Source organism: Phytoactinopolyspora mesophila (assembly GCF_010122465.1).
GTDB classification, from domain to species: Bacteria; Actinomycetota; Actinomycetes; order Jiangellales; family Jiangellaceae; genus Phytoactinopolyspora; species Phytoactinopolyspora mesophila.
Window position 1 is genome coordinate 678,371 of record NZ_WLZY01000002.1, and the last position, 22,155, is coordinate 700,525.

The following is a 22,155-nucleotide window of genomic DNA, read 5'->3' on the forward strand; positions in this document are numbered from 1 at the left end:
GGTTGGGGGTCTGAAATGCTGTGGTGTGGGGGGGGCGGGTCACCCCCGTTCGGGGCCCCCCCCCCGCCCCATGCTTCACTGAGGCCGAGCCACGGCCGTGCCCGTAGAAGGCCGTGTATGCCCGAGCGGACGTCCAGAACAGGGGAGCGTCCGGCTCCCAGGGACGAGATCAGTCGCTGAGGTCGCAGGCCAATGTGAGATAGGCGGCGCGCAGCGCGCATCGCGCCCGGCTAGCGAGGCTGGAGACCGCGTTGGCGTTCATCGACAGCTCACGGGCGATTTCCGCCGGTGCGTAGCGATCGACCTCGATGAGCCACAGAATGCTCCTCCACCGCTGTGGCAGGCTCGCCCAGGCCGCACCCACCAGATCGGACTGCGGCGTGGGCACGGTGGGGGCGTCGACCAAGTGCTCGGACCAGATGTCGTCCGTACATATCGTTCGGCGCTCGGCCGTCCAGTGTTGGTAGGCGAGGCGCCGGACCGTGGAGAGGAGATAACCTTCGAACGAGTCAGTGGGGCCGCGCCCGGCCCGAATCGCACGGATAACGAGGTAGAAGGCCTCCTGCACCATGTCATCAGCCGCGTGGTGATCGCGTAAGATTCGATTCGCGGTTTGCCGGGCTAGCGGTGCAATCTCCCGGTAGACCGTATCGACAGCGTCATCGTCGCCAGCGCGGATCCGATCGAGGGCCGCGCATTCAACCTCAACTCCCACCCCATGAGTCACATGATTGACCCTGCCGTGACGCCCTTCGCCGGTCATCCGGGGTTCCCGCAGTGTCGAGGGTGAAGCGCCTGCGTGTGTACTCGCAATATGGGACGAAAGGAGAGAAAAAACCCTCGATGGGGCGACGTGTCGATAACTCATACAGAAAATTTGCCGCGACGCGTGCTGATCGGGGCGCTATGCCCCTCATTCATACAAAGGGGAACGTTCACGGCATTGCCGGGGACTCCCATCCCACGGGGGACGGCGCTTCGCTTCTCGGCCCCCCAAGTTCGACAAAGAAGCGGAGCGCCGCTTGGGTGATCGGAGCATCGCCCACACAAAGGCCCGTGTGCAACGACAATCGTCGTCGCACACGGGCCTTTGAACGTAACCGGTGGCCGCTCAGGCTGGTCATGAGCTGGGCCACCGGGCTCAGGGCCGTGCGGGCCTCTCCTTACAGATCGAAGTAGAGCTCGAACTCGTGCGGATGCGGCCGCAGACGGATCGGGTCGACCTCGTTGGTGCGCTTCCAGTCGACCCAGGTCTCGATCAGATCGGCGGTGAAGACATCACCCTCGAGCAGATAGCCGTGATCCTCTTCGAGGGCATTGAGCGCCTCGGGGAGCGACGCCGGCACCGTGGCGATGTCGCCGTACTCCTCGGGCGGGAGCTCGTAGAGGTCCTTGTCGACGGGCTCCGGCGGCTCGATCTTGTTACGGATCCCGTCGATGCCGGCCATCAGCATGGCGGAGAAGGCCAGGTACGGGTTGCACGACGGGTCGGGGACCCGGTACTCGATCCGCTTCGCCTTGGGGGACGTGCCCGTGATCGGAATCCGGACCGCGGCCGACCGGTTGCGCTGCGAGTAGACCAGATTGACCGGAGCCTCGTAACCCGGAACCAGGCGGTGGAACGAGTTGACCGTCGGGTTGGTCAGGGCGAGCAGCGACGGCGCGTGCTTGAGCAGACCACCGATGTACCAGCGAGCCATGTCCGAGAGCCCGGCGTAGCCGAGCTCGTCGAAGAAGAGCGGCGAACCGTCCTTCCACAGCGACTGGTGGCAGTGCATACCCGAGCCGTTGTCGCCGAAGATGGGCTTCGGCATGAACGTGGCGGTCTTGCCCGCCTCCCACGCGACATTCTTGACGATGTACTTGTAGAGCATCAGCCGGTCACCGGCGTGCAGCAGGGTGTCGAAGCGGTAGTTGATCTCGGCCTGTCCGGCGCTGCCGACCTCGTGATGCGAACGCTCCACCGCGAAGTTGGCACCCATCAGCGTCTTGACGATGGTGTCGCGAAGGTCGGCGTAGTGGTCGGTGGGCGGCACGGGGAAGTAGCCACCCTTGTACCGGGTCTTGTAGCCGCGGTTGCCACCGTCCTCGTCCCGGCCGGTGTTCCACGCGGCTTCAATCGAGTCGATGTAGTAATACCCGGCGTTCTCGCGGGTCTCGAACCGGACGTCGTCGAAGACGTAGAACTCCGCTTCAGGGCCGAAGTAGGCGGTGTCGGCCAGCCCGGAACTGGCCAGGTAGGCCTCAGCCTTCGCGGCGATGTTGCGGGGGTCCCGGCTGTACGGCTCGTCCGTGAACGGGTCGACGATGGAGAAGTTCAGCGCCAGCGTCTTGGCCTTGCGGAACGGGTCGACGAACGCCGTGGCGGGGTCGGCGATCAACTTCATGTCGGATTCGTGGATGGCTTGGAAACCACGGATGGACGAACCGTCGAACATGACGCCGTCCGCCAGCGAATCGGCGCCGAACGCCTCCGTCGGCATGTTGAGGTGCTGCATGACCCCAGGAAGGTCACAGAAACGGACGTCGATGAACTCGACGCCCTCGTCTTTGACGAACTTCAGGAGCTCGTCGGCGTTGGTGAACATGTGTTTCTCCTTCGCGCCGCGCGAGGATTGGCCGGGTTCGACGGTCTGCGTTGACCGACGTGCTCTCGATAGCCACGGACGGTAAGAGGGCAGGATTTCCCCCTCGTGTCTCAATTGTTTCATGAGTGTTACGCCACAGTGTGCGGCTTTAACATTGACGTGTGAAGAGGCCGCCCCGGAGAGGTCAGGCTTCGGCTGTGTGACGAGTCAGCGTCAGCCCGCGCCGTGCGTCGCCTGAGTTGGCCGATAAGCTCGCAGGAGTGAGCACCGACGATCCTTCTGTTTCCCGTTCCGGACTTCCCGCCACTGGTCCCGGCTCGCCTGCTACGTGGGGAAGGCGGGTCGCGGCGCTGATCGTGGATTGGATCCTGGCCAACGTCGCCGCCTTCATCATCGTGGGCGGTCAGGTCTGGGACGTCGAGGCCGGGCTGACATGGCTCCCGCTGTTGTGCTGGTTCGGTCTGGTATGGCTCGCAACGGCCTTGACCGGTGCAAGCATCGGGCAGTGGATGCTCAGGCTACGGATCGTGCGGCTGTCCGGCGGCAGGGTCGGTATCGGTGCGGCGGCGCTGCGCACGGCGCTGATCCTGCTCATCATCCCGCCGCTGATCTTCGACAAGGACCGGCGTGGTCTGCACGATCTGGCCGCCAATACCGCCGCTGTGAACGGACCGGAGTCTCGCTGAACGGCCGTCCGGTACATGGAGTCTCTCCATGGCGTGGTGGGCATCAGCGAGGGAGCCCACCGGGCGAAGCCTCGCTCCGACCGAGTCTGCTGGGCAAGGAGAGACTCCATGTACCGGACGCCACAAGGGGCCCGAGGAGTCGCGGCGTTCCTCAGCGACGGTTGGTGGGCGGGGGAGGGCCACCGCTGGGCATCTTGATGCCTTTGGGGAGCGGGCCCTTGGGCATACCGACCGGCTGGGTGCCCAGCGCACGCAGCCGGTGGCGCAGCTCGGTGATCTCGGCGCCGCGGAGATTCTTCGGCAGCTTGCGTAGATGCTTGGGCAGCTTGGGCAGCGGGACGAGACCATCGCCGCGGCCGACGACGATGTCGTAGACAGGCGTTTCCGGCGCGACCCGGGCGTGGCGCTTCTTCTCCTGCGCCAGCAGATTGCTCACCCGGCTGGGGACCTCGCCTTCACCGATGAGCACGATGCCGGGCTTGCCGACCGCCCGATGAACGACGTCCTGATAGCGGTTGGCGCCGATACCGGGTGTGGTGTCCCAGCCACGCCTAAGGGTGCCGAGTGCCGCCGCGGCTGCGCCAGGCTGCCCCTCGATCTGTGCGTACGCGGCGCGTTCCGCACGACGGCCGAAGACGATGGCACCGGCGAGCAGGGCGGACGGGAGGCCCATGATGAGCCACATCCACAGCGGGCCGAGCAGCAGGCCGATGAGCACGACCAAGCCCAAGACTCCGAGCATGTAGCCGAGCGTGATCCAGCCGACCCACCGATCTGACCGCCTGGCCATCTTGTAGGTCTGTTTGATCTGTGCGATCCGGCCCGGCTTCTTCTCGGTGGGCTCCTGGTCCTTCTTACGCGCCATACGTGAATCCTACTAACAGCTCGCGGGGTTGCGAGCGCCGGTCAGTGGGCGAATCGGGTCAGCTCGACCGGCGGCGCGCCGGAAGCGGGGCGCTGGGTCAGCCGGGCTGAGCCATCCGAGCGGCCATTGCCTGCCGGTACAGCCGGCCGGCCCGATACGACGAGCGCACCAGCGGACCGGACATGACGCCGGCGAAGCCGATTTCGGTCGCCTCTGCGCCGAGCTCCTCGAACTCTTCGGGCGTCGCCCAACGGTCGACGGGATGATGACGTGGCGACGGGCGCAGGTACTGCGTGATGGTGATGAGGTCGCACCCGGCGTCGTGCAGGTCAGCGAGTGCCTGCGAGATCTCCTCGCGAGTCTCGCCCATGCCGAGAATGAGGTTCGACTTCGTGATCATGCCGGCGGCGCGCGACATGCTCAAGACTTCCAGCGAGCGTTCGTAGCTGAAGGCCGGCCGGATCCGCTTGAAGATTCGCGGCACGGTCTCGACGTTGTGCGCGAACACCTCGGGGTTGGCGTCGAAGACCTGCTGGAGCAGGTCGGGCTTGCCGGAGAAGTCCGGGGTGAGGATCTCCACACCGGTGTTCGGGTTGAGCTGGTGAATCTGGCGAACGGTCTCGGCGTAGAGCCAGGCGCCTTCGTCATCGAGATCGTCGCGGGTGACACCGGTGACGGTGGCGTAACGCAAACCCATGGCCTGAACCGACTCAGCCACCCTGCGGGGCTCGTCGAGGTCCAGCTCATCCGGCTTGCCAGTGTCGATCAGACAGAAGTCGCAGCGCCGGGTGCAGTGGTCGCCGCCGATGAGGAAGGTGGCCTCGCGGTCCTCCCAGCATTCGAAGATGTTGGGACAGCCGGCCTCCTGACAGACGGTGTGCAGGCCTTCGCGTTTCACGAGGGATTGCAGTTCCCGGTATTCCGGACCCATGGTGGCCTTGGTCTTGATCCAGGACGGCTTCTTCTCGATAGGCGTCTCGCTGTTGCGCGCTTCGAGGCGCAGCAGGCGTCGGCCCTCCGGTGCGACAGTCACGTTGTCACCTTACGAGGTTGGCGGACGGGGCAGCTACTGCGGTCTTGCGTGGCTTCGTCGGGCTCATCGCGGTACCGGCTCTTCCTCCTGCGCGACGGGTTCACCTTCCTGAACCACACCCAGATGCCCCAGAACCTTCGGCAGGACATCAGCCACGGTGGCGGGGTGGCCCAGTTCACGGGAGATGGATGTCACCTCGGCATCGGATATCCCACACGGCACGATGCGGTTGTACCAGCTGAGGTCACAGTCGCAGTTCAAGGCGAAGCCGTGCATGGTGACGCCCTGTGCCACCCGGATGCCGACGGCGCCGACCTTGCGGGCCGGCCCGTGCTGGTCGGCCGGCACCCAGACGCCACTGCGGCCTTTGATGCGCTCCGTGGCCAGCCCGAACTCGGCGCAGACGTCGATCATGAGCTGCTCGACGCGGCGCACGTAGGCGACGACGTCGTAGGTCCGCTGGAGCGCGACGATGGGGTAGCCCACGATCTGGCCCGGTCCGTGCCAGGTGATCTTGCCGCCACGGTCGACGTCGAGCACCGGCGCGCCGGCATCGATCAAGGGCCGCTCGTGTGGCTTGGTGAGCTTGCCGGCGGTATAGACGGGAAGATGTTCGAGAAGCACCACAGTGTCCTCGATCTCACCTGCGACCCTGGCGGCGTGCAAGCGTCGCTGTTCTGCCCACGCGTCCTCGTAGGGCACCGGCGCGTCGTGCTGGATCACCCGGACGTTGCTCATACCTACTGAGCCTATGCCCGTAACCGGCCGGGGCTGTATGGCTTGCATCACGCACCACCCGGCTCCGAAAACAGGTTCCAGACGACGATGCGGCCGTGCCGGGAGCCCGGCGCGAGCTCCTCCCGGTGGACTCCGGTTGGTAACTGGGGGCGAAATACGTCAAAGTTGGTGCTGAGCGCTACCACAGCGGTCTGTAGAGGTCAGAGAAACCTTCCCTGCACCGAAATAGTCACGCGAAAGTTGATCTCAAGCGGCGGCAAACGCCGAACTTTGGAAACATAGAGGCTATGGAGGGGCCGTTGCGCGTACCTGGTTACACCGCCGTACGGCGGCTGGGATCAGCGAACTCGTCAATGTGGCTAGGTACCGACGACGCCACCGGGAATCCGGTGACCCTCAGGCTGGTGAAGGGCGACCCCAGCACGGTCAAAGCCGGACTGAGCAGCGCCATCCTGGTGATGCGCGCGCTCCAGCATCCGCACGTCATCCCGGTGATCGACCTGGTGGACAGCCCTGCGGGGCCGGTGCTGGTCCTCGGGCCGGCCGAAGGCGGCAGTCTCGCGGACATCCTGATGATGCGGCGCATATTGCCTGCTGGCGAAATGGTCACGGCGTGTGCTCCCATCGCCGAGGCCCTGGCCGAGATTCACCAGCACGGAATCGTGCACGGTGCCATCACACCAGACGAGATCGTGTTCGCCCACGACGGCCGGCCGATGCTGGCTGGCATCGGCATCGCTTCGATCGGGGGACAGGTTGATCTGAGCGGGCCGACGATCGCGCCTGAGGTCGTCTCTGGTGTCGGGTTCGCGCCGCCGGCCGACGTGTACAGCATCGCGGCGATGGGTGTCGTGGCTCTGACCGGGCCGGTCTCCGCCGACCGGCTGTTCGCGGCGTCGGCAGAGCATCTGCTCGCCACCGGCGTGGCCCCAGCCGCACAAGCGGTCATCACCCGCGCCATCGGCCGCAATGTCGGGCGCCGTCCCGCGGCCGAGACGCTGGTCAATGCCTTGTACGCGATCGCCGATCCAGAGCCCGTCGAGTTGGTGAGCGAGCCCGAACCTCCTCCCGCCACCCACCCACCGGGCTTCGGAGCACCCCCCTTCGCCGACCCCCTGGCCGGGGCGGCGCCGGCATCAGCACCGTCGCCCGATCCGGCGCCCCGGCCGGCACCGGATTTCGACCCAGAGCTGACCTCGCCGGACGAACTGGACGACGTCACCGCCTACATGCGGCAGGTCGCGGCGCCGCCGGCCGGCCGGCGAGCGCGGCGAGGAAACACATCCGGGAGCGAGACATCGGAGTTCGGCGGGGTCGCCGGCGCCGAGCCGGCGCACCACGAGCCGCCACGGCCAGACCCCGACCCCGGCCCCGCGACCGAACCCGGCGGACACCGTGCCCGAGGCCGTCGTTCGGCCCGTGGAGACCAGGTGAGACCTCCCGAGCGGTCTCGGCCAGCGGAAGAGCCCGCCAAGCGCCGTCAAGCGGCGAGATCGGCAGAGCCGGACAAAACGGCTGCCTCCAGTTCGCGCGGCCGTAGCGGCAGCCGTCGGCCCAGCAAAGGGGATATGACGAAGGTCGCCAGCGGGCTGGTGGTCCTCTTGCTGGTGGCCGGTGCCGTCATTCTTGGTATGCAGATTTTCGGCGGGGAGGACGACGAGCTCCCCGAAGCCGGGCTGGGCAACCCGGAGTCTGTCGACGTCGGACAAGGAGAATACTGCGGAGGACCACGCCCGGCACCGGAGGAAGAACCGCCTGAGGTCAGCGACTGGACGCAAGAGGTACAGCGTCTCTACAGCCTGCGTTCGCAAGCATTCGAAGAGGTCGACGCCGAACTGCTGTGCCAGGTGTACGCACCCACCAGCGAGGGCCTCATCCGCGACGTAGAGCTGATGCAGGAATGGGCCGATCACGACGTCCGCCCGCAGAATCTCTCGTTCGAGGTGATTGACGTCGAGTTGATCGAGCAGCACGGGGGAACAGTGGTGCTCGAGATCTCCGACCGGTTGCCGCCTTACGAGCTGGTGGACAACGACGGTGAAGTGGTCGACCCGAAGGAAGGTATCGAAGACGACACCTGGTCCGCTGAACTGGTTCCTATCGCCGACGACACCTCGGCCACGCCCACCTGGCGCTTCGGCTAATGCCCCGCCAGTCACCGCTACCCACCGCCACCCACTCCCCGTGATCGTGAGCAGATTTCAGCCCCACCCCCCGTGATCGTGAGCAGATTCGCGTTGCTAGAGCGACCGGATCCCGCACATGATCACGCAGCCGGGGCGCGGAGAATGACTCATGATCACGGCGGGGTGTTCGGGGAGAGTGCGGCGGCGACCACTGACCTGGCATCAGGGTGCTCATGCCGGAAACCACTCTGAACCAAGCGGTTGGGCACCACTCGTAGGCTGCCGGCGACGTACTTCGCGTACTCACCGAGAACAATACGCAGGCCGAAGTATGGTGCGGGCAAGATGGCCGGCCGATCGATCGCATGCGCCAGCACCCGGATGAACTCGGCATTGCTCACCGGCTCGGGGGCGGTGATGTTGAATGCACCCACGCAGCCGCTCTGCTCGATCAGGAAACGCAGGGCGCGAACCGTGTCCGTGAGCGAGATATGGCTCCAGAACTGGTGTCCGCCGGCCAGCGGACCCAGGATGCCGAGCCGAGCCAGTGTGTGCAGCCGTTTGAACGCACCGCCGGAGGCACCCATGATCAGCCCGAAGCGGGGATGGCACACGGCGATGTCGGCATCCCTGGCCGGTGCTGTCGCGGCCTCCCAGTCCAGGCACATCCGTGCCAGGAAGTCCTGGCCGGTCGTGGAGTCTTCGTCTAGATACTCGTCCTCACGGTCGGCTCCGTAGATGCCCTGTGCTGACGCCGAGACGAACACGCGAGGTGGAGCGTCGAGGCCGGCGAGTGTCTGGGCGAAGAGCGTCGTGGCGCGGACCCGGCTTTGACGCAGTTCGGTCTTGTACGCCTTGGTCCACCGGCGGTCTCCTACCCCCGCGCCGGCGAGATTGACCGCGGCGTCCAGGCCCTCGAGGGGCGCCGGGTCGATATCGCCGACGACGGGGTCCCAGCGCACCTCGTCCGGCCCAGCCGGGGCGCGACGGACTAGCCGCAGCACCTCGTGTCCGTCCTGAACCAGCGATGTCCGCAGCGCCGTTCCGACAAAGCCGCTGGAGCCGCTGATCGCGATACGCATGGGAGAGGCGACTCGGTTGTTGCCCTTACAGCCCCAGCTCTCCTTCGAACTGGCCCGCCTCGAGTCGCTGCTTCACCGCGGTGAGGTAGCGGGCGGCGTCGGCGCCGTCGACGATGCGGTGGTCGTAGGTCAACGCGAGGTACACCATGGACCGTACGGCGATATTGTCCGACCCAGTGTCGTCGGTGACCACCACCGGCCGCTTGACGACGGCCCCGGTGCCGAGCATGCCGACTTGAGGCTGGTTGAGGATGGGGGTGTCGAAGAGCGCGCCACGGCTGCCGGTGTTGGTCAGCGTGAACGTGCCACCCGAGATGTCGTCGGGCTTGAGCTTGTTGGACCGCGTCCGCTCGGCGAGATCGGCGATCTGCCGGGCCAGGCCACCGATGTTGAGATCGCCGGCGTTCTTCACAACCGGAACCATCAGGCCTCGTTCGGTGTCCACGGCGATGCCCAGGTTCTCAGCATCGTGATAGACGATCTCGTCGCCGTCAACGCTGGCATTGACGACCGGATACACCTTCAGCGATTCGACGGCGGCCTTGGCGAAGAAGGGCAGGAACGACAGCTTCGTGCCCTCGCGCTTCTGGAAGTCGGCCTTGGCGCGATCACGTAGCCGGGCAATACGCGTCACGTCGACTTCGACCACCGTGGTCAGCTGAGCCGATGTGGCCAGCGAGTCGACCATGTGCGCGGCGATGGCCTTGCGGACCCGGCTCATCTTCTGTCGCGTGCCGCGCAGCGGCGACGGTTCGACCGGAGCGGGCGCGGCGGGAGCGTCAGCAGCGGCCGGTTCAGCGGGCTGGGCCTGGGCCGCGGTGGCTTCTTCAGCGGCGGCCAGCACATCCTGCTTGCGGATCCGTCCGCCTACTCCGGAGCCGGTCACCGTCGACAGGTCGATGCCGTGCTCAGCCGCCAGCTTGCGTACGAGCGGTGTGACGTACGGCTTTCCGTCGTCGGACGACGCCTGAGCGGCCTGGTGCCGACCACCCGTCTGAGCCGTGGCCGACTGGGACTCCGGCTTCTTGGTGGGCTGTTGGGCGGCGGGCTGCTCTTCCTTCTTCTCAGTCGGCTGCTGAGGCTGCGGCGGCGCCTGCGTCTCGGGCTCGGCTGCCTTCTCGGACTCGGCAGCTTCCGGCTCCGACTCTTCTTCGGCCTCGGCGGGCTGTTCCTGCTGCTGGGCAGCTTGGTCGCTGTCTCCCGCATCGCCGTCGTCGCCGATGATGGCGAGTTCGGCGCCGACCTCGACGGTCTCGTCTTCGGCGACCTTGATCTCTTGGAGGGTGCCGGCGACGGGGGAGGGGATCTCGGTGTCGACCTTGTCGGTGGAGATCTCCAGGAGTGGCTCGTCGACGGCCACCTGGTCGCCGGGCTGTTTGAGCCAGCGGGTCACAGTGCCCTCGGTGACGCTCTCGCCGAGGGCCGGCAGCGTGACGGGTGTGCCGCCACCGGACGAGGCCGGAGCGGATTCCTGCGGCTGCTCCTGCTGCTCCTGAGCTGACTCGGCAGCCGGCTCGGACTCGGCAGCTTCCGGCTCCGACTCTGCTTCGGCCTCGGCCAGCTGTTCCTGCTGCTGGGCAGCTTGGTCGCTGTCTCCCGCATCGCCGTCGTCGCCGATGATGGCGAGTTCGGCGCCGACCTCGACGGTCTCGTCTTCGGCGACCTTGATCTCTTGGAGGGTGCCGGCGACGGGGGAGGGGATCTCGGTGTCGACCTTGTCGGTGGAGATCTCCAGGAGTGGCTCGTCGACGGCCACCTGGTCGCCGGGCTGTTTGAGCCAGCGGGTCACAGTGCCCTCGGTGACGCTCTCGCCGAGTGCGGGCAGGGTGACAGAGGTTGCCATCGTCATTCCTCTCGAAAGTCTCTCTCGACCATGAGCCTATGTGAACGTATCAGCTGATGAAGAGCGTATAAGTGAACGGTTCTCGCCTCGACACGGCATCCTGTGACCGGGGACACATCAGTGGGACGCCCGGCCAGCGGGGAGCGGACGCGTTCACCCGTGGACATGCAGGGGCTTTCCGGCCAGCGCCAAGTGGGCCTCGCCGAGTGCTTCGCTCTGCGTCGGATGAGCATGGATGAGCTGCGCGACCTCGTCCGGCAGCGCTTCCCAATTGCAGATGAGCTGCGCTTCGCTGACCAGCTCACCCACTCGGGCACCGACCATGTGAACCCCTAGAACCGGACCGTCCTTCTCCCGGACGAGCTTAACGAACCCCTGCGTGCCGAGGATCTGGCTCTTGCCGTTGCCGGCAAGGTTGTAGTCGAAGGTGGTGACTTTGTCCGCCCCGAGCTGTTCGACGGCCTGGGCCTCCGAGAGCCCCACGGAGGCGACTTCAGGGTCGCAGTAGGTGACGCGGGGGATGCCGGTGTCCTCGACCGGTATGGGGTTGAGCCCGGCGATGTCCTCGGCGACGAAGATGCCGTGTGCGAACCCGCGATGGGCCAGTTGCAGTCCGGCGACGATGTCACCGACCGCGTATGTGCCGGGCACGCTGGTGCGCAGCCGCTCGTCGGTGGTGACGAACCCGCCTGTGTCGAGTTGGACGCCGGCATCGGCGAGGCCCAGTGCGTCGGTCACGGGGCCGCGTCCGATCGCGACCAGCAGGAGCTCGGCCTCGATCACCTCGCCACCCTCCAGCGACACGGCCACGCCGTTCTCGTTGTGCTCGACTCCGGCGAACCGGGCACCGGTCTTGATGGTCATGCCGCGTTTGCGGAACGCGCGCTCGACCGTCTTCGAACAGGCCTCGTCTTCGCCTGGTACGAGCCGGGGCAGCGCCTCGACGATCGTCACCTCCGCGCCGAACGATCGCCATACGCTGGCGAATTCTACGCCGATGACACCGCCGCCGAGCACGACGACCGACGCCGGCACCCGGTCGAGCGTCAGGGCTTCGTAGCTGCTGATGACTTTGTGCCCGTCGATATCGAGGCCGGGAAGGGTGCGGGCATACGAGCCGGTGGCCAGCACGACGTGACGGCCGGTGTACCGCGTGCCGTCGACCTCGACGGTGTTGGGTCCGGCCAGCTTGCCGGCACCTTCGATCAGCGTCACCTTGTTCGCCTTGACCAGGCCTTGCAGCCCCTTGTACAGGCGGGCGACGACGCCGTCCTTGTAGGCGTTGACTCCGGTGACGTCAACACCCTCGAAGGTGCTTTTGACGCCGAACTTCTCGCTGCCGCGCGCGACGTCCGCGACCTCGGCGGCATGCAGCAGAGCTTTGGTAGGAATGCAGCCGTAGTGCAGGCACGTGCCGCCGACCTTGTCCTTCTCGACCAGCGCGACACTGAGTCCGAGTTCGGCCGCGCGAAACGCCGCGGCGTAGCCACCACTTCCGCCCCCGAGGACAACGACGTCGAAGTTGCCCGCCTCAGCCATCATCTGCTCCCGTCCCTTCCGTGATCACCTATGATCCGGTGGTGTTCGAACGCCAGCTCCTCGAAGGTGCGGACGTTCACGCTTCGTCGATCCTCCCATCCGGGCGGCGGCGACCTGCGTGTGGGATCCATTCGGGAGCCACGGGAAACAGAGCGCGCCCCATTTACGCGGCCGCTGATCACGTGGGTGGGGATTCGACATAGTGAAAGCGATAGTGTCGGTGTTCGAAGCGGATGACGGAGGTTTTGCGGATGCGATGGTTCGGCCGGCGGCGAAAGAGCGCTGAAGGCAGCCTGGACCGTGCTGCCGACGACGCCGACTCCAAGCACCTGAAGGAGTTCGCCAGCTCCCGCCACGGGGTAGAGGCGTTCGTCGAGCCGCCCACCACCATGACCGCCACCACCGTGGTGCTGGTGGCGCATGACGGCGAGTGGACCCGCCGGCGGGTGAAGGACTCCGACGCCGCACACGACCTCGCGCGCAAACTCGGCATCCCTGCATACGACGCCCAGGTGGTCGGCTACCCGCAGCGGATGCGGGAGTGGAACCGCAAGACCGGCGGACGCGGCGTCTGACGAGCGCCGGCGCCCGCTTTCATGATCATGAACACTTGGTAACGAGTATGGCCACTAAGTGTTCATGATCACCGTTAGCCTGCGTGATCGACGTCGTCGACGATCTTCACCAATGTCCGCACTGCGGCGCCGGTAGCACCCTGCGGGGTGTAGCCGAAGGGCTGACCTTCGTTGAAGGCGGGACCGGCGATGTCCAGATGTGCCCACGGGACGTCGTCGTCCACGAACTCTTTGAGGAACAGTCCGGCTTGTAGCGCGCCGCCTTGACGGTCGCCGATATTGGCGATGTCCGCGATCTGCGAATCCAGCTTCTCGCGCAATTCGGCGGGGAGCGGCAGCGGCCACATGTGTTCGCCCGCCGCCTGGGCAGAGGCCTGTACCTGGGTGGCGAAGTCGTCGTTGTTCGCCATGATGCCGGACACCCGGGTGCCGAGGGCGACGACGGCTGCTCCGGTGAGTGTGGCGACGTCGACGATCACATCCGGCTCGTCCTCCTTGGCCCTGACCAAAGCGTCGGCGAGGACCAGACGGCCCTCGGCGTCGGTGTTCAGCACCTCGACGGTCTTGCCGCCGTAGATGGTGATGACATCCGAGGGGCGCTGCGCCTCGCCGGACGGCATGTTCTCGGCCATGGCGGCGTAGGTGGTGACGGCCACCCTCGGAGCCAGCTCGGCGATGGCGAGTGTGGCAGCGACCACAGCCGCGGCGCCGCCCATGTCGCATTTCATGGTCTTCATCGCGTCGCTCGGCTTGAGGGACAAGCCTCCGGTGTCGAAGGTGATTCCCTTACCGACGAGGGCGACGTGCTTCTTGGCCCGCGCGGGCCGGTACGAAAGGCGGACCAGCCGCGGCGGATTGGCAGAACCCTGGCCTACTCCGGTCAGGCCGCCGTAGCCCCCCTTGGCCAGGGCTTTCTCGTCGAGCACTTCGATGCTGAGCTTGGTTCCCTTGACCAGCTTGGTGCTGAGGTCGGCGAAGGCCTTGGGGCCGAGGTCGCGCGGCGGTGTGTTGATCCAGTCTCGCGCCCGGTTCACCGCTGTGGCGACTATCTCGGCGCGGGCAACGGCTTCCCTGACTGCCTTGGCCTTGACACCGGGGCCGACGACGGTCACCGCGCCGACAGGGGTCTTGGTGTCGCCCGTCTTGTACTCGTCGAAAGAGTACGCGCCCATCAGCACACCCTCGGTGATGGCGGCGGCGTCGGCCTCGCCGTCGATCGGCAGGGCATAGGCCGCGCTCGCGGTGCCGGCCAACGCACGGGTAGCCGCGCCGGCGGCCCGGCGAAGCTGTTCGCGGTGCTCCGGTGTGCCGGGCTCACCTGGTGAGCCGAGCCCGACCGCCACGATCACCGGCGCCTTGGCCTTGCCCATCGTAGGGAGTTTGGTGACCTCGTCGGCCGCACCGGTGGCGCCGAGCTGCGTCAACGTCGTCGCCAACGAACCCTTGAGAGCCTTGTCGACGGGCTCGGCTCCGGCCTGGAGAACGATGCCGTTGTCGCTGGCGGCAATGCCGATGACGACGGCGTCGACCTTCAGTCCGGTCGGATTGGCAGAGGACAAGGTAACGGCGCTCACGGTTCTCCCTGACGTAGTACTGCAAGGTCGAACGTCGATGCTACTCCGCGCCTGTTGCCGGCCCGATGGCGAGTGAAGCAACATCGGGCGAGTTGTTCGGTCAGGCGGGCGCCTACGACTTACGCGGCGTCCGCCGTGCGACGTGATCGATGCCGGCGGCGCATACGGACGCGTACTCACCCGGCGACATGCCGACCAGGAACCGGAAGTCTCGCGCGAAATGTGCCTGGTCGAACCACCCGAGCCGCACCGCGAGGTCCGCGGGGTCGGTAGCGCCGCTGCTCAGCAGCTCAGCTGCGTCGTGCATGCGGTAGCGCCGGATCACCCACTTTGGGCCAACTCCCACGTACCGGTGGAACAGCCGCTGCACTGTGCGGACCGAGACGTTGTGGTGGCCGGCGACGTGGCTCACCCGGGTGATCGAGCGATCGTCGAGCATGGTGGAGATCATCCGGAGCGTCAGATCGTAGGCGCCGTCGTGCGATCGGGGCAGCACACGCTCGAGGAAACTGTCGACAAGCTGCAGGCGTTGGGTGTCGGCCGGTGTCGCGAGCACGGCCTCCGTGAGGTCGTCCGCGGCAGGCCCGAACACGTCGCGCATCGGTATCGCCAGATCGGTGAGCGCCGACGCTGTGTGCCCGGTGGCGGCGGTGAATCCGCCTGGACGGAACTTGACTCCGAAGACCACGCCCGCCCCGGACAGCTGCCGGGAGGCGCTGCGGCTGACCACGCCGTATATCTCACAGCCGGGCCCGGGCATGAACGAGACATTGACACACGGATGGGGGATCAGCTGGACCTCGTAGACCGGTTGGTCCCGGACATCCCAGTGCACTGACCAGTACCGTTCCACGAATCGCCCGGTGCGCGCGGAGGCAGGGTAGCGGCGGAGTGAAAGGTGTTCACCGTGCTCGTGCTGAAGTAGCAGCCCTTTGGTGCTCGTGGTGTGACCAGGCGCGGTGGCCGCCGCCGGCTCCGGCATCGCCGTGGCAGTAGTGGGATCCATGGGTGTCGCGTTCTTACAAGACCCGGCGGACGGCGGCGATCAGAGTGTCAGCCATGACAACTACGGTAAACCCCATCCCTGACGGCTATCACAGTCTGACCCCCTTCATCGTCTGCTCGGACGCATCCGGCGCGATCGACTTCTACCGGCAGGTGTTCGGCGCGGAAGTCATCAGCCGCCATGACAACCCGGACGGCACGGTGGCGCACGCCGAGATCCGGATCGGTGATTCGATCTTGCAGTTGAGTGACCCGAGTCCGGAGTTCGGCCTGATCCCGCCGTCGCCGGACGGCGCGTCCGCATCGCTGACGCTGTACTGCGAGGACGTCGACACCGTGTTCGCCCGGGCCGTCGCGGCCGGGGCAACGGTGCGGGAACCGGTTCAGACGTTCGTCACCGGCGATCGCTTCTGCAGCATCGTGGACCCACACGGGCGGCGGTGGGCGATCATGACCAGGGTCGAGGATGTGCCTGCCGAGGAGGCCGAGCGCCGTGTCAGCGAGTGGGTTGCCGGCACGTCCTGACCCGCTTGCTCACCTGCTGGTGCCCGTGCACCGCCACGCGTCCGTGCGACCGGCCCCTCGACCATCGCCGACCGAAGTGAGCCATGGCACGCTGGATACACGCTGATCCGGCCGCAAGAACGGTTTCTGGCGTGTACCCAGCGTGCCATGGGACACCTCTTTCGGGCGCTGCGATGGCGTTGTGCGGGCGACGACCCTTAGGGTGCGGGGTGTGGTCCGACGGGCGCCCGGGAATCCGCGAGGCGCCGCCGGACGGAGCCGGATGAGCTACCGGACCAGACGCAGACGAGTGAAGGAGTAGGTGGCTGTGACACCCGCCAGGACCGCCCTGTACGACCGGCACGTGGAACTCAGAGCGAAGTTCGCCGAGTTCGGCGGCTGGGAGATGCCGCTGCAGTACGAGGGCGTGGTGAACGAGCACACGGCCGTCCGTGAGGGCGTCGGGCTGTTCGATGTCAGCCATCTCGGCAAGCTGTCTGTCCGTGGCCCTGGCGCCCGTGACTTCGTGGACTCGTGCCTGACCAACGCGCTGGACAAGATCGAGCCTGGTCAGGCCCAGTACACGCTGTGCTGTGACGAGACGGGTGGCGTCGTCGACGACCTCATCGTCTATCTGCGTTCGGACGACGAACTCCTCCTCGTCCCCAACGCCGCCAACAGCTCAGAGCTGGCGCGCCGGCTTACCGAAGCCGTGCCCAAGGGCGTCGAGGTACGCGACGACCACCGGCGGTACGCGATCCTGGCGCTGCAGGGGCCGGACTGCGACGGAGTGCTTTCATCGCTATGGATACCGGCCGGGCATTCGTACATGACCTTTGTCGATGCGGAGTACAACGACATCCCGATCACCGTGTGCCGAACCGGCTACACCGGTGAGCGCGGTTACGAACTGCTGGTTCCCTGGGACGACGCCGGCACGGTATGGGATGCCCTGTTGGCCGGCGGGGAGCCGCGCGGCATTCAGGCATGTGGGCTGGGCGCCCGCGACACGCTGCGGACGGAGATGGGCTACCCCCTTCACGGCCAGGACCTGTCTATGGACATCAGCCCGTTGCAGGGCCGCTCCGGGTGGGCCGTCGGATGGTCCAAGCCGACATTCTGGGGACGTGATGCGTTGCTGGCCGAGAAGGAGGCCGGCCCGCAGCGGCGGCTCCGGGGTATCCGCGCCACGGGTCGCGGCATTCCGCGCCCGGGCATGACGGTGTCCGCGAACGACACCGAGGTGGGCCAGGTCACCTCCGGAACGTTCTCGCCTACGCTGCGGCAGGGGATCGGACTGGCCTTGCTGTCCTCCAGCATCAGTGAGGGTGATGAGGTCAGCGTCGACATTCGCGGCCGGTCCGAGACGTTCGAGGTGGTCCGTCCGCCCTTCGTCAAGACGTCGCCGTCCTGACGGGGGGAGTCCGCGGCGCGGCGCCTCCGGCAACGGGTCAGTGACCCATTGAGCCGGAGGCACCACTGGCCGCGTGGCTGGCCGACGCTCCACGCGTCAATCGACGCTGAGCTGCACGGTGACGAACGAATGTGCCGGGACCTCGATGACGAGGGTATTTCCGTCGCGGTCGGCGCCGTCGAACTTCTTTGGCGCGACGGCCGTCGGGTCGTCGGCGGTGTTGTGAGCTTGCACCGACGGTGCGGTCAGGATCCGGCCCTCGCCCAGGGTCCACGTCGTGCCTCGCAGGTCGAGGTCGATACGGGCGTCACCCTCCAGCGCCAGATTGGTCGCCGATACCAGGATCTGGCCGTCCTTGATGCTGGCTGAGGCCGAGACGGTTTCGAACTCCCGGCCGTCGGCGGTGCGACGCTGCCCGGGCTGGACCACGTGCAGGGGCAGGTTGGTGGCGTCCTGGTGTGCCTTGTTCATCTCGAAGACGTGGTACGTCGGGGTCAGGATCATCTGTGCGCCGTCGGTGAGAACCATGGCTTGCAGGACGTTGACCGTCTGCGCGATGTTGGCCATGGTCAGCCGCCTGGCGTGCTTGTGGAAGATGTCGAAGTGCAGGCTGGCCACCAGGGCATCCCGCAAGGCGTTCTGCTGATACAGGAACGCGGGGTTCGTGCCATCCTCGGCCTTCCACCACGTGCCCCACTCGTCACACACCAGTCCGATCCGGGCCTGCGGGTCGTAGCAGTCCATGACGCGTGAATGACCGGCGATGATCTCGTCCATCCGCCACGCTTTGGCCATGGTCAGCTCGTACTCGTCGTCGCTGAACGACGTCGCCCTGCCCTTGTTCTCCCAGGTAGGCGCCACCGTGTAGTAATGGAAGGACAGCGCCTGATAAATGTCGCGCGGCCCTTGGGCGCACCCGAGGCAGCTGATCGACTTCATCAGTGCCTCAGTCCAGGAGTAGTCGTCGTCCCTGGCGCCCGACGCGACCCGGTAGAGGGTGTTGTCGTCGTGGTTCTTGCAGTAGGTGGCGTACTGACGGGCGAGGTCGGCGAAGTACTCGGCGCGCATGTTGCCACCGCAGCCCCAGGTCTCGTTGCCGATGCCCCAGAACCGCACCTTCCACGGATCATCGCGCCCGTTCTCTCGTCGCAGGCGTGACATCGGGGAGTCTCCGGAGCGGGTCAGGTACTCCACCCACTCACTCATCTCCTGCACTGTTCCGCTGCCGACGTTGCCCGAGATGTACGGCTCGGCGCCCAGCATCTCGCACAGTTGCATGAATTCGTGCGTACCGAAATGGTTGTTCTCGACGACGTTGCCCCAGTGTGTGTTCACCATGCTCGGCCGTGACTCCTTCGGGCCGATTCCGTCGCGCCAGTGGTATTCGTCGGCGAAACACCCGCCTGGCCAGCGCAGATTAGGTATCTCCAGCTCCCGCAGTGCCGCGACAATGTCGGTGCGGATGCCGTCGACGTTGGGAACCGGCGAATCGTCGCCGACATAGAAACCGTCGTATATGCACCGGCCCAAATGCTCGGCGAAATGGCCGTAGAGGTGCCGGCTGATCGCGGGACCTCCGACGTCGACATTGACAACGGCCTTCATAATCGATTTCGACACGTGAGTCCTTTCATTTTCCTGCATGTTCTCTTGTGAATCTGACGTCTCGCTCCGCACGCTCACGACTTCACACTGCTACTCACCAGGCCTTTCACGATGTGGCGCGGCATGTTCACGAAGAGGACCATTCTGGGAGTCAGCACCCGCCACCGCCGCTAGCGCGCCCCACGGGCGGGCTGTCGATTGGCTGTCCGCACTTTGGCGGAAGCGCTGCGAGAATGCGACCATGGCAGGCCGAAAGCGAGGAGATCGCCGATGGTGACGATGCACGACGTGGCCCGTGCCGCGGGCGTTTCGCTGATGACCGTGTCGAATGTGATCAACGACCATCCGCACGTGAAGCAGGGCACCCGGGAGCGGGTTCTGGAGGCGATCGACGCGCTGAACTACAAGGTCAACGTCGCCGCCCGCAACCTGCGCAGTGGCCGCACCGGTACCATCGGCCTCGCCGTGCCGGAGATCGATCGTCCCTATTTCGGCCAGCTCGCGGCGTTGGTGATCGAACGCGCGGCTGCGCGTGGCTTCCGGGTGGCCGTCGAGCAGACAGGCGCATCCCGGGAGAACGAGCTCGAGGCACTCGCGGCATCGCGGATCCGGCTGTACGACGGGCTGCTGCTCAGCACCGTCGGGCTCGGTCCTGCCGACGCTGACCTGCTCAACGTCGAGTACCCCGTGGTGTTGCTCGGAGAGCGGATATTCGACGGACCGGTCCCTCATGTCGCGATGCCGAACGTCGAGGGTGCGCGGAGCGCGGTGGAACACCTGATCAGCCAGGGCGCCAGCCGCATCGCCTTCATCGGGTCTCCGGAGTCGCTCAGCGAGATCGGGGCGTCGGGGCTGCGAGTGCGCGGATATCGCGAGGCCGTGGAAGGGGCCGGGCTGGCGTTCGATTCCCGCCTGCTGTTCCGGACGGCGTCGTTCTCTATGCCGGAAGGCGCGCGTGTGGCGGGCATGTTGATCAATTCGGGCGTCGACGTCGACGCGGTCTTCTGCGCCAACGACTCGCTCGCGTTCGGTGTGCTCCGCCGGCTCGCCGACTCCGGCGTGCGTGTACCGGACGACATGCTGGTCATCGGTTTCGACGACGTGCTCGAGGCGAGGTACAGCATTCCGTCTCTGTCGACCGTCGCCCCGGATCATGTCCAGATGGCGACGGCCGCCGTCGACTTGCTGGCGGCCCGGATAGCCAAGGCCGGCACGGCCGCGGAGCCGACGGAGCTGGTCAGCGACTACCGCGTGGTGATGCGCGAGTCCACGAGTGTGTGAGCGTTCACATTTGATTCCTGACCTGACAACGCCCGAACGGTACCGACGCCTAGGCGCCGGCGAGCTCGCACGTATCATCCGCAGCTCCGTCTCCGCGGCTCGTGGCCAACCTGGAGCCACTGACCTTGAGTTTGTAACGTTAAAAGTTAGACGGCGGCACCAGACACTGTCAATCTCCACGGGGCCCGCGGCTGCGGCCCGCCGTTTTCCGGCGCCCGGCCTCGCGGGGCTGCTCAGGTCGTTGCGTCTTCCGGCATGGGGAGGTGGCGTGGTGCCGTGCGCAGCGGCGACAGCCAGGCGATCGCGGTGGCGGCGGCGATGCTCACCTGACAGATGAGCAAGGCCGAGCCGGTGTCCATGGTGTCGGCGAGCAGTCCGACCACGAGCGCGCCCGCCGGAAAGCCCGCGCCGAAGGAGGTCATCCGCCCGACCGTCATGACGCGGCTCATCAACGGTTCCGGCGTGACCTGCTGTCGCAAGGTGACCGAGTTGGCTGCGACCACCATGTAAGCCGCACCCCAAGCGGCGAGGGCGACCATTCCGGCGATCCAATACGTCGAGGTTGCGGTGATCACGCCGCCGACGCCGGTGGCTGGTAGGCACATCAGCGCGGTGCGTACGCCACCGAAGCGGTACACCAGACGAGACATCAGGAAGCTGCCGATGACGGCGCCGACACCCCATGCCGCGAAGACGAACCCGAGCCGCCAGTCACCTTCCTGGATGCCGAGGTTACGGTCCGCCCAGACGACGAGGATCCCCACCAGCGAACCACCGCTGAATGCGACCAGGAATCCGATTACCGTCATATACCGGAGTACCGGGTGCTTGACGATGAAGCTCACACCTTCGGCAATGGCGGCCTTGCCGCGCAGAGGCCCGGTGCGGGCCTGGTTCAGCGGCCGGATGATGGCCCGCACGAGCAACGCCGAGGCGAGGAATGTCACAGCGTCGATGACCAGAAGCGAGGCCGGGCTCATGACCACGAGAAGGGCGCCGGTCAGGGCCGGAACCGTGGCTTCGACGACCGTGCCGCCACCGGCGATCACCGAGTTGGCGGAGGGCAATCTACGGCGTGGAACGAGCGTAGGTAGCGCGCCGAGGTTGGCGGCATCGAAGAATACGAAGATCATTTGCGCGGTAAAAGCCACAATTAGCACATGGAAAGCGGTCAACTGGTCGAACCATGCCGCGATCGGGATGGTGAAAAGGACGAGCGCGGCGCCTACATCGGTGCCGATCATGACCCGTTTACGCTCGAACCGGTCAGCAGCCAGGCCCGCCCAAAGGCCGGTGAGTAGATAGGCCACGCCCTCGGCTACGGCCACCATCGCGGTCCATGTGGCAGAGCTGGTCAAGCTATAGACCAGCACCGGCATGACGACGAATGTCACCGACGTGCCAGCGAGAGAAATCAACCGAGCGGCGACATACCGGCGAAGATCGGGGTCGCGTAGTAGAGGGCCCTCTGCCCCGTGTGAGTAAGAATGCACGCGGACTCCGCTCGCCCCCCGAAGCCTTTACTTTACCTGGGAGACAACAGCATGACGGTTTATATGTCAAGGTGGCTGTGCAGATCCTCAGCGGTATCTCGGCATGCGGTCAGCGGACGGATTTCGCGGGCGGCCGGACGTCCGTCGTCCCCTGTGCGTCGGCGGCAGACCGCCCGCGATACCAACAAGACGTACGGGCCGGCG

18 protein-coding genes are annotated in these 22,155 nt (G+C 66.3%); 6 read left to right on the top strand and 12 right to left on the bottom strand.

Annotated elements, in window-relative coordinates:
• Window positions 1-169 precede the first annotated feature (169 nt).
• Both F7O44_RS09195 and glnA read right to left on the bottom strand, forming a co-directional pair.
• Window positions 170-868 (bottom strand): RNA polymerase sigma factor, encoded by a 699-nt coding sequence (locus F7O44_RS09195; RefSeq protein ID WP_343073843.1) that lies wholly within the window; start codon window positions 866-868, stop codon window positions 170-172.
• 295 nt (window positions 869-1,163) lie between these two features.
• The gene (gene glnA, locus F7O44_RS09200; protein WP_162449900.1) at window positions 1,164-2,588 is read right to left on the bottom strand and encodes a type I glutamate--ammonia ligase; all 1,425 of its coding nucleotides are present in this window, start codon (window positions 2,586-2,588) and stop codon (window positions 1,164-1,166) included.
• 260 nt (window positions 2,589-2,848) lie between these two features.
• Here glnA and F7O44_RS09205 point away from each other — a divergent pair, with 260 nt between their 5' ends.
• Window positions 2,849-3,274: an RDD family protein gene (locus tag F7O44_RS09205; RefSeq protein ID WP_162449901.1), complete on the top strand. Its 426-nt coding sequence runs from the start codon at window positions 2,849-2,851 to the stop codon at window positions 3,272-3,274.
• Between the two features lie 151 nt (window positions 3,275-3,425).
• On the opposite strand, the gene F7O44_RS09210 is transcribed toward F7O44_RS09205, so the two are convergent.
• From F7O44_RS09210 to lipB, 3 genes are all read right to left on the bottom strand, one after another.
• A complete protein-coding gene (locus tag F7O44_RS09210; RefSeq protein WP_162449902.1) occupies window positions 3,426-4,139 on the bottom strand; it encodes a DUF4191 domain-containing protein in 714 nt (237 codons plus the stop codon).
• Between the two features lie 97 nt (window positions 4,140-4,236).
• Entirely contained in the window at window positions 4,237-5,172 is a 936-nt protein-coding gene (gene lipA / locus F7O44_RS09215) for a lipoyl synthase (RefSeq protein ID WP_162449903.1), read from the bottom strand.
• 63 nt (window positions 5,173-5,235) lie between these two features.
• The gene (gene lipB, locus F7O44_RS09220) at window positions 5,236-5,910 is read right to left on the bottom strand and encodes a lipoyl(octanoyl) transferase LipB (RefSeq protein WP_162449904.1); all 675 of its coding nucleotides are present in this window, start codon (window positions 5,908-5,910) and stop codon (window positions 5,236-5,238) included.
• A gap of 299 nt (window positions 5,911-6,209) precedes the next feature.
• Between lipB and F7O44_RS09225 the strand changes: the two genes are divergently transcribed.
• The gene (locus F7O44_RS09225) at window positions 6,210-8,054 is read left to right on the top strand and encodes a protein kinase domain-containing protein (protein ID WP_162449905.1); all 1,845 of its coding nucleotides are present in this window, start codon (window positions 6,210-6,212) and stop codon (window positions 8,052-8,054) included.
• Window positions 8,055-8,209: 155 nt separating this feature from the next.
• Here the strand turns inward: F7O44_RS09225 and F7O44_RS09230 are convergent, their stop codons facing one another.
• The 3 genes from F7O44_RS09230 to lpdA form a co-directional block, all read right to left on the bottom strand.
• Window positions 8,210-9,118 (bottom strand): TIGR01777 family oxidoreductase, encoded by a 909-nt coding sequence (locus F7O44_RS09230; RefSeq protein ID WP_162449906.1) that lies wholly within the window; start codon window positions 9,116-9,118, stop codon window positions 8,210-8,212.
• 25 nt (window positions 9,119-9,143) lie between these two features.
• Window positions 9,144-10,961, bottom strand: coding sequence for a 2-oxoglutarate dehydrogenase, E2 component, dihydrolipoamide succinyltransferase (gene sucB / locus F7O44_RS09235; protein WP_162449907.1), 1,818 nt, complete (start codon window positions 10,959-10,961; stop codon window positions 9,144-9,146).
• A gap of 153 nt (window positions 10,962-11,114) precedes the next feature.
• Window positions 11,115-12,500, bottom strand: coding sequence for a dihydrolipoyl dehydrogenase (gene lpdA / locus F7O44_RS09240; RefSeq protein WP_162449908.1), 1,386 nt, complete (start codon window positions 12,498-12,500; stop codon window positions 11,115-11,117).
• A 251-nt stretch (window positions 12,501-12,751) separates the two neighbouring features.
• On the opposite strand from lpdA, the gene F7O44_RS09245 reads away from it, so the two are divergent.
• Entirely contained in the window at window positions 12,752-13,075 is a 324-nt protein-coding gene (locus tag F7O44_RS09245; protein ID WP_162449909.1) for an oxidoreductase, read from the top strand.
• Between the two features lie 74 nt (window positions 13,076-13,149).
• On the opposite strand, the gene F7O44_RS09250 is transcribed toward F7O44_RS09245, so the two are convergent.
• Window positions 13,150-14,649, bottom strand: a complete 1,500-nt coding sequence (locus F7O44_RS09250; RefSeq protein ID WP_162449910.1) for a leucyl aminopeptidase — start codon at window positions 14,647-14,649, stop codon at window positions 13,150-13,152.
• Window positions 14,650-14,761: 112 nt separating this feature from the next.
• Window positions 14,762-15,655, bottom strand: a complete 894-nt coding sequence (locus F7O44_RS09255) for a helix-turn-helix domain-containing protein (RefSeq protein ID WP_162449911.1) — start codon at window positions 15,653-15,655, stop codon at window positions 14,762-14,764.
• 53 nt (window positions 15,656-15,708) lie between these two features.
• On the opposite strand from F7O44_RS09255, the gene F7O44_RS09260 reads away from it, so the two are divergent.
• On the top strand, window positions 15,709-16,179 hold the full coding sequence (locus F7O44_RS09260; protein WP_162449912.1) for a VOC family protein: 471 nt from the start codon (window positions 15,709-15,711) through the stop codon (window positions 16,177-16,179).
• A 307-nt stretch (window positions 16,180-16,486) separates the two neighbouring features.
• Complete coding sequence (gcvT, locus tag F7O44_RS09265; RefSeq protein WP_222851206.1) at window positions 16,487-17,572, top strand: glycine cleavage system aminomethyltransferase GcvT; 1,086 nt, start codon at window positions 16,487-16,489, stop codon at window positions 17,570-17,572.
• Window positions 17,573-17,668: 96 nt separating this feature from the next.
• On the opposite strand, the gene F7O44_RS31705 is transcribed toward gcvT, so the two are convergent.
• Window positions 17,669-19,177, bottom strand: coding sequence for an alpha-L-arabinofuranosidase C-terminal domain-containing protein (locus tag F7O44_RS31705; protein WP_162450087.1), 1,509 nt, complete (start codon window positions 19,175-19,177; stop codon window positions 17,669-17,671).
• A gap of 270 nt (window positions 19,178-19,447) precedes the next feature.
• Here F7O44_RS31705 and F7O44_RS09275 point away from each other — a divergent pair, with 270 nt between their 5' ends.
• Window positions 19,448-20,458: a LacI family DNA-binding transcriptional regulator gene (locus F7O44_RS09275; protein WP_162449914.1), complete on the top strand. Its 1,011-nt coding sequence runs from the start codon at window positions 19,448-19,450 to the stop codon at window positions 20,456-20,458.
• A 233-nt stretch (window positions 20,459-20,691) separates the two neighbouring features.
• On the opposite strand, the gene F7O44_RS09280 is transcribed toward F7O44_RS09275, so the two are convergent.
• Window positions 20,692-21,951, bottom strand: coding sequence for an MFS transporter (locus F7O44_RS09280; RefSeq protein ID WP_162449915.1), 1,260 nt, complete (start codon window positions 21,949-21,951; stop codon window positions 20,692-20,694).
• Window positions 21,952-22,155: the final 204 nt, after the last annotated feature.

What these genes read in the sequence shown, in the direction of transcription:
- F7O44_RS31705 (WP_162450087.1), bottom strand. Translation starts at nt 19,177, where the DNA reads ATGAAGGCCGTTGTCAATGTCGACGTCGGAGGTCCCGCGATCAGCCGG.
- F7O44_RS09195 (WP_343073843.1), bottom strand. Translation starts at nt 868, where the DNA reads ATGAGTTATCGACACGTCGCCCCATCGAGGGTTTTTTCTCTCCTTTCG.
- F7O44_RS09255 (WP_162449911.1), bottom strand. Translation starts at nt 15,655, where the DNA reads ATGGATCCCACTACTGCCACGGCGATGCCGGAGCCGGCGGCGGCCACC.
- glnA (WP_162449900.1), bottom strand. Translation starts at nt 2,588, where the DNA reads ATGTTCACCAACGCCGACGAGCTCCTGAAGTTCGTCAAAGACGAGGGC.
- F7O44_RS09245 (WP_162449909.1), top strand. Translation starts at nt 12,752, where the DNA reads ATGCGATGGTTCGGCCGGCGGCGAAAGAGCGCTGAAGGCAGCCTGGAC.
- lpdA (WP_162449908.1), bottom strand. Translation starts at nt 12,500, where the DNA reads ATGGCTGAGGCGGGCAACTTCGACGTCGTTGTCCTCGGGGGCGGAAGT.
- lipB (WP_162449904.1), bottom strand. Translation starts at nt 5,910, where the DNA reads ATGAGCAACGTCCGGGTGATCCAGCACGACGCGCCGGTGCCCTACGAG.
- F7O44_RS09275 (WP_162449914.1), top strand. Translation starts at nt 19,448, where the DNA reads ATGGTGACGATGCACGACGTGGCCCGTGCCGCGGGCGTTTCGCTGATG.
- F7O44_RS09260 (WP_162449912.1), top strand. Translation starts at nt 15,709, where the DNA reads ATGACAACTACGGTAAACCCCATCCCTGACGGCTATCACAGTCTGACC.
- F7O44_RS09230 (WP_162449906.1), bottom strand. Translation starts at nt 9,118, where the DNA reads ATGCGTATCGCGATCAGCGGCTCCAGCGGCTTTGTCGGAACGGCGCTG.
- sucB (WP_162449907.1), bottom strand. Translation starts at nt 10,961, where the DNA reads ATGGCAACCTCTGTCACCCTGCCCGCACTCGGCGAGAGCGTCACCGAG.
- F7O44_RS09210 (WP_162449902.1), bottom strand. Translation starts at nt 4,139, where the DNA reads ATGGCGCGTAAGAAGGACCAGGAGCCCACCGAGAAGAAGCCGGGCCGG.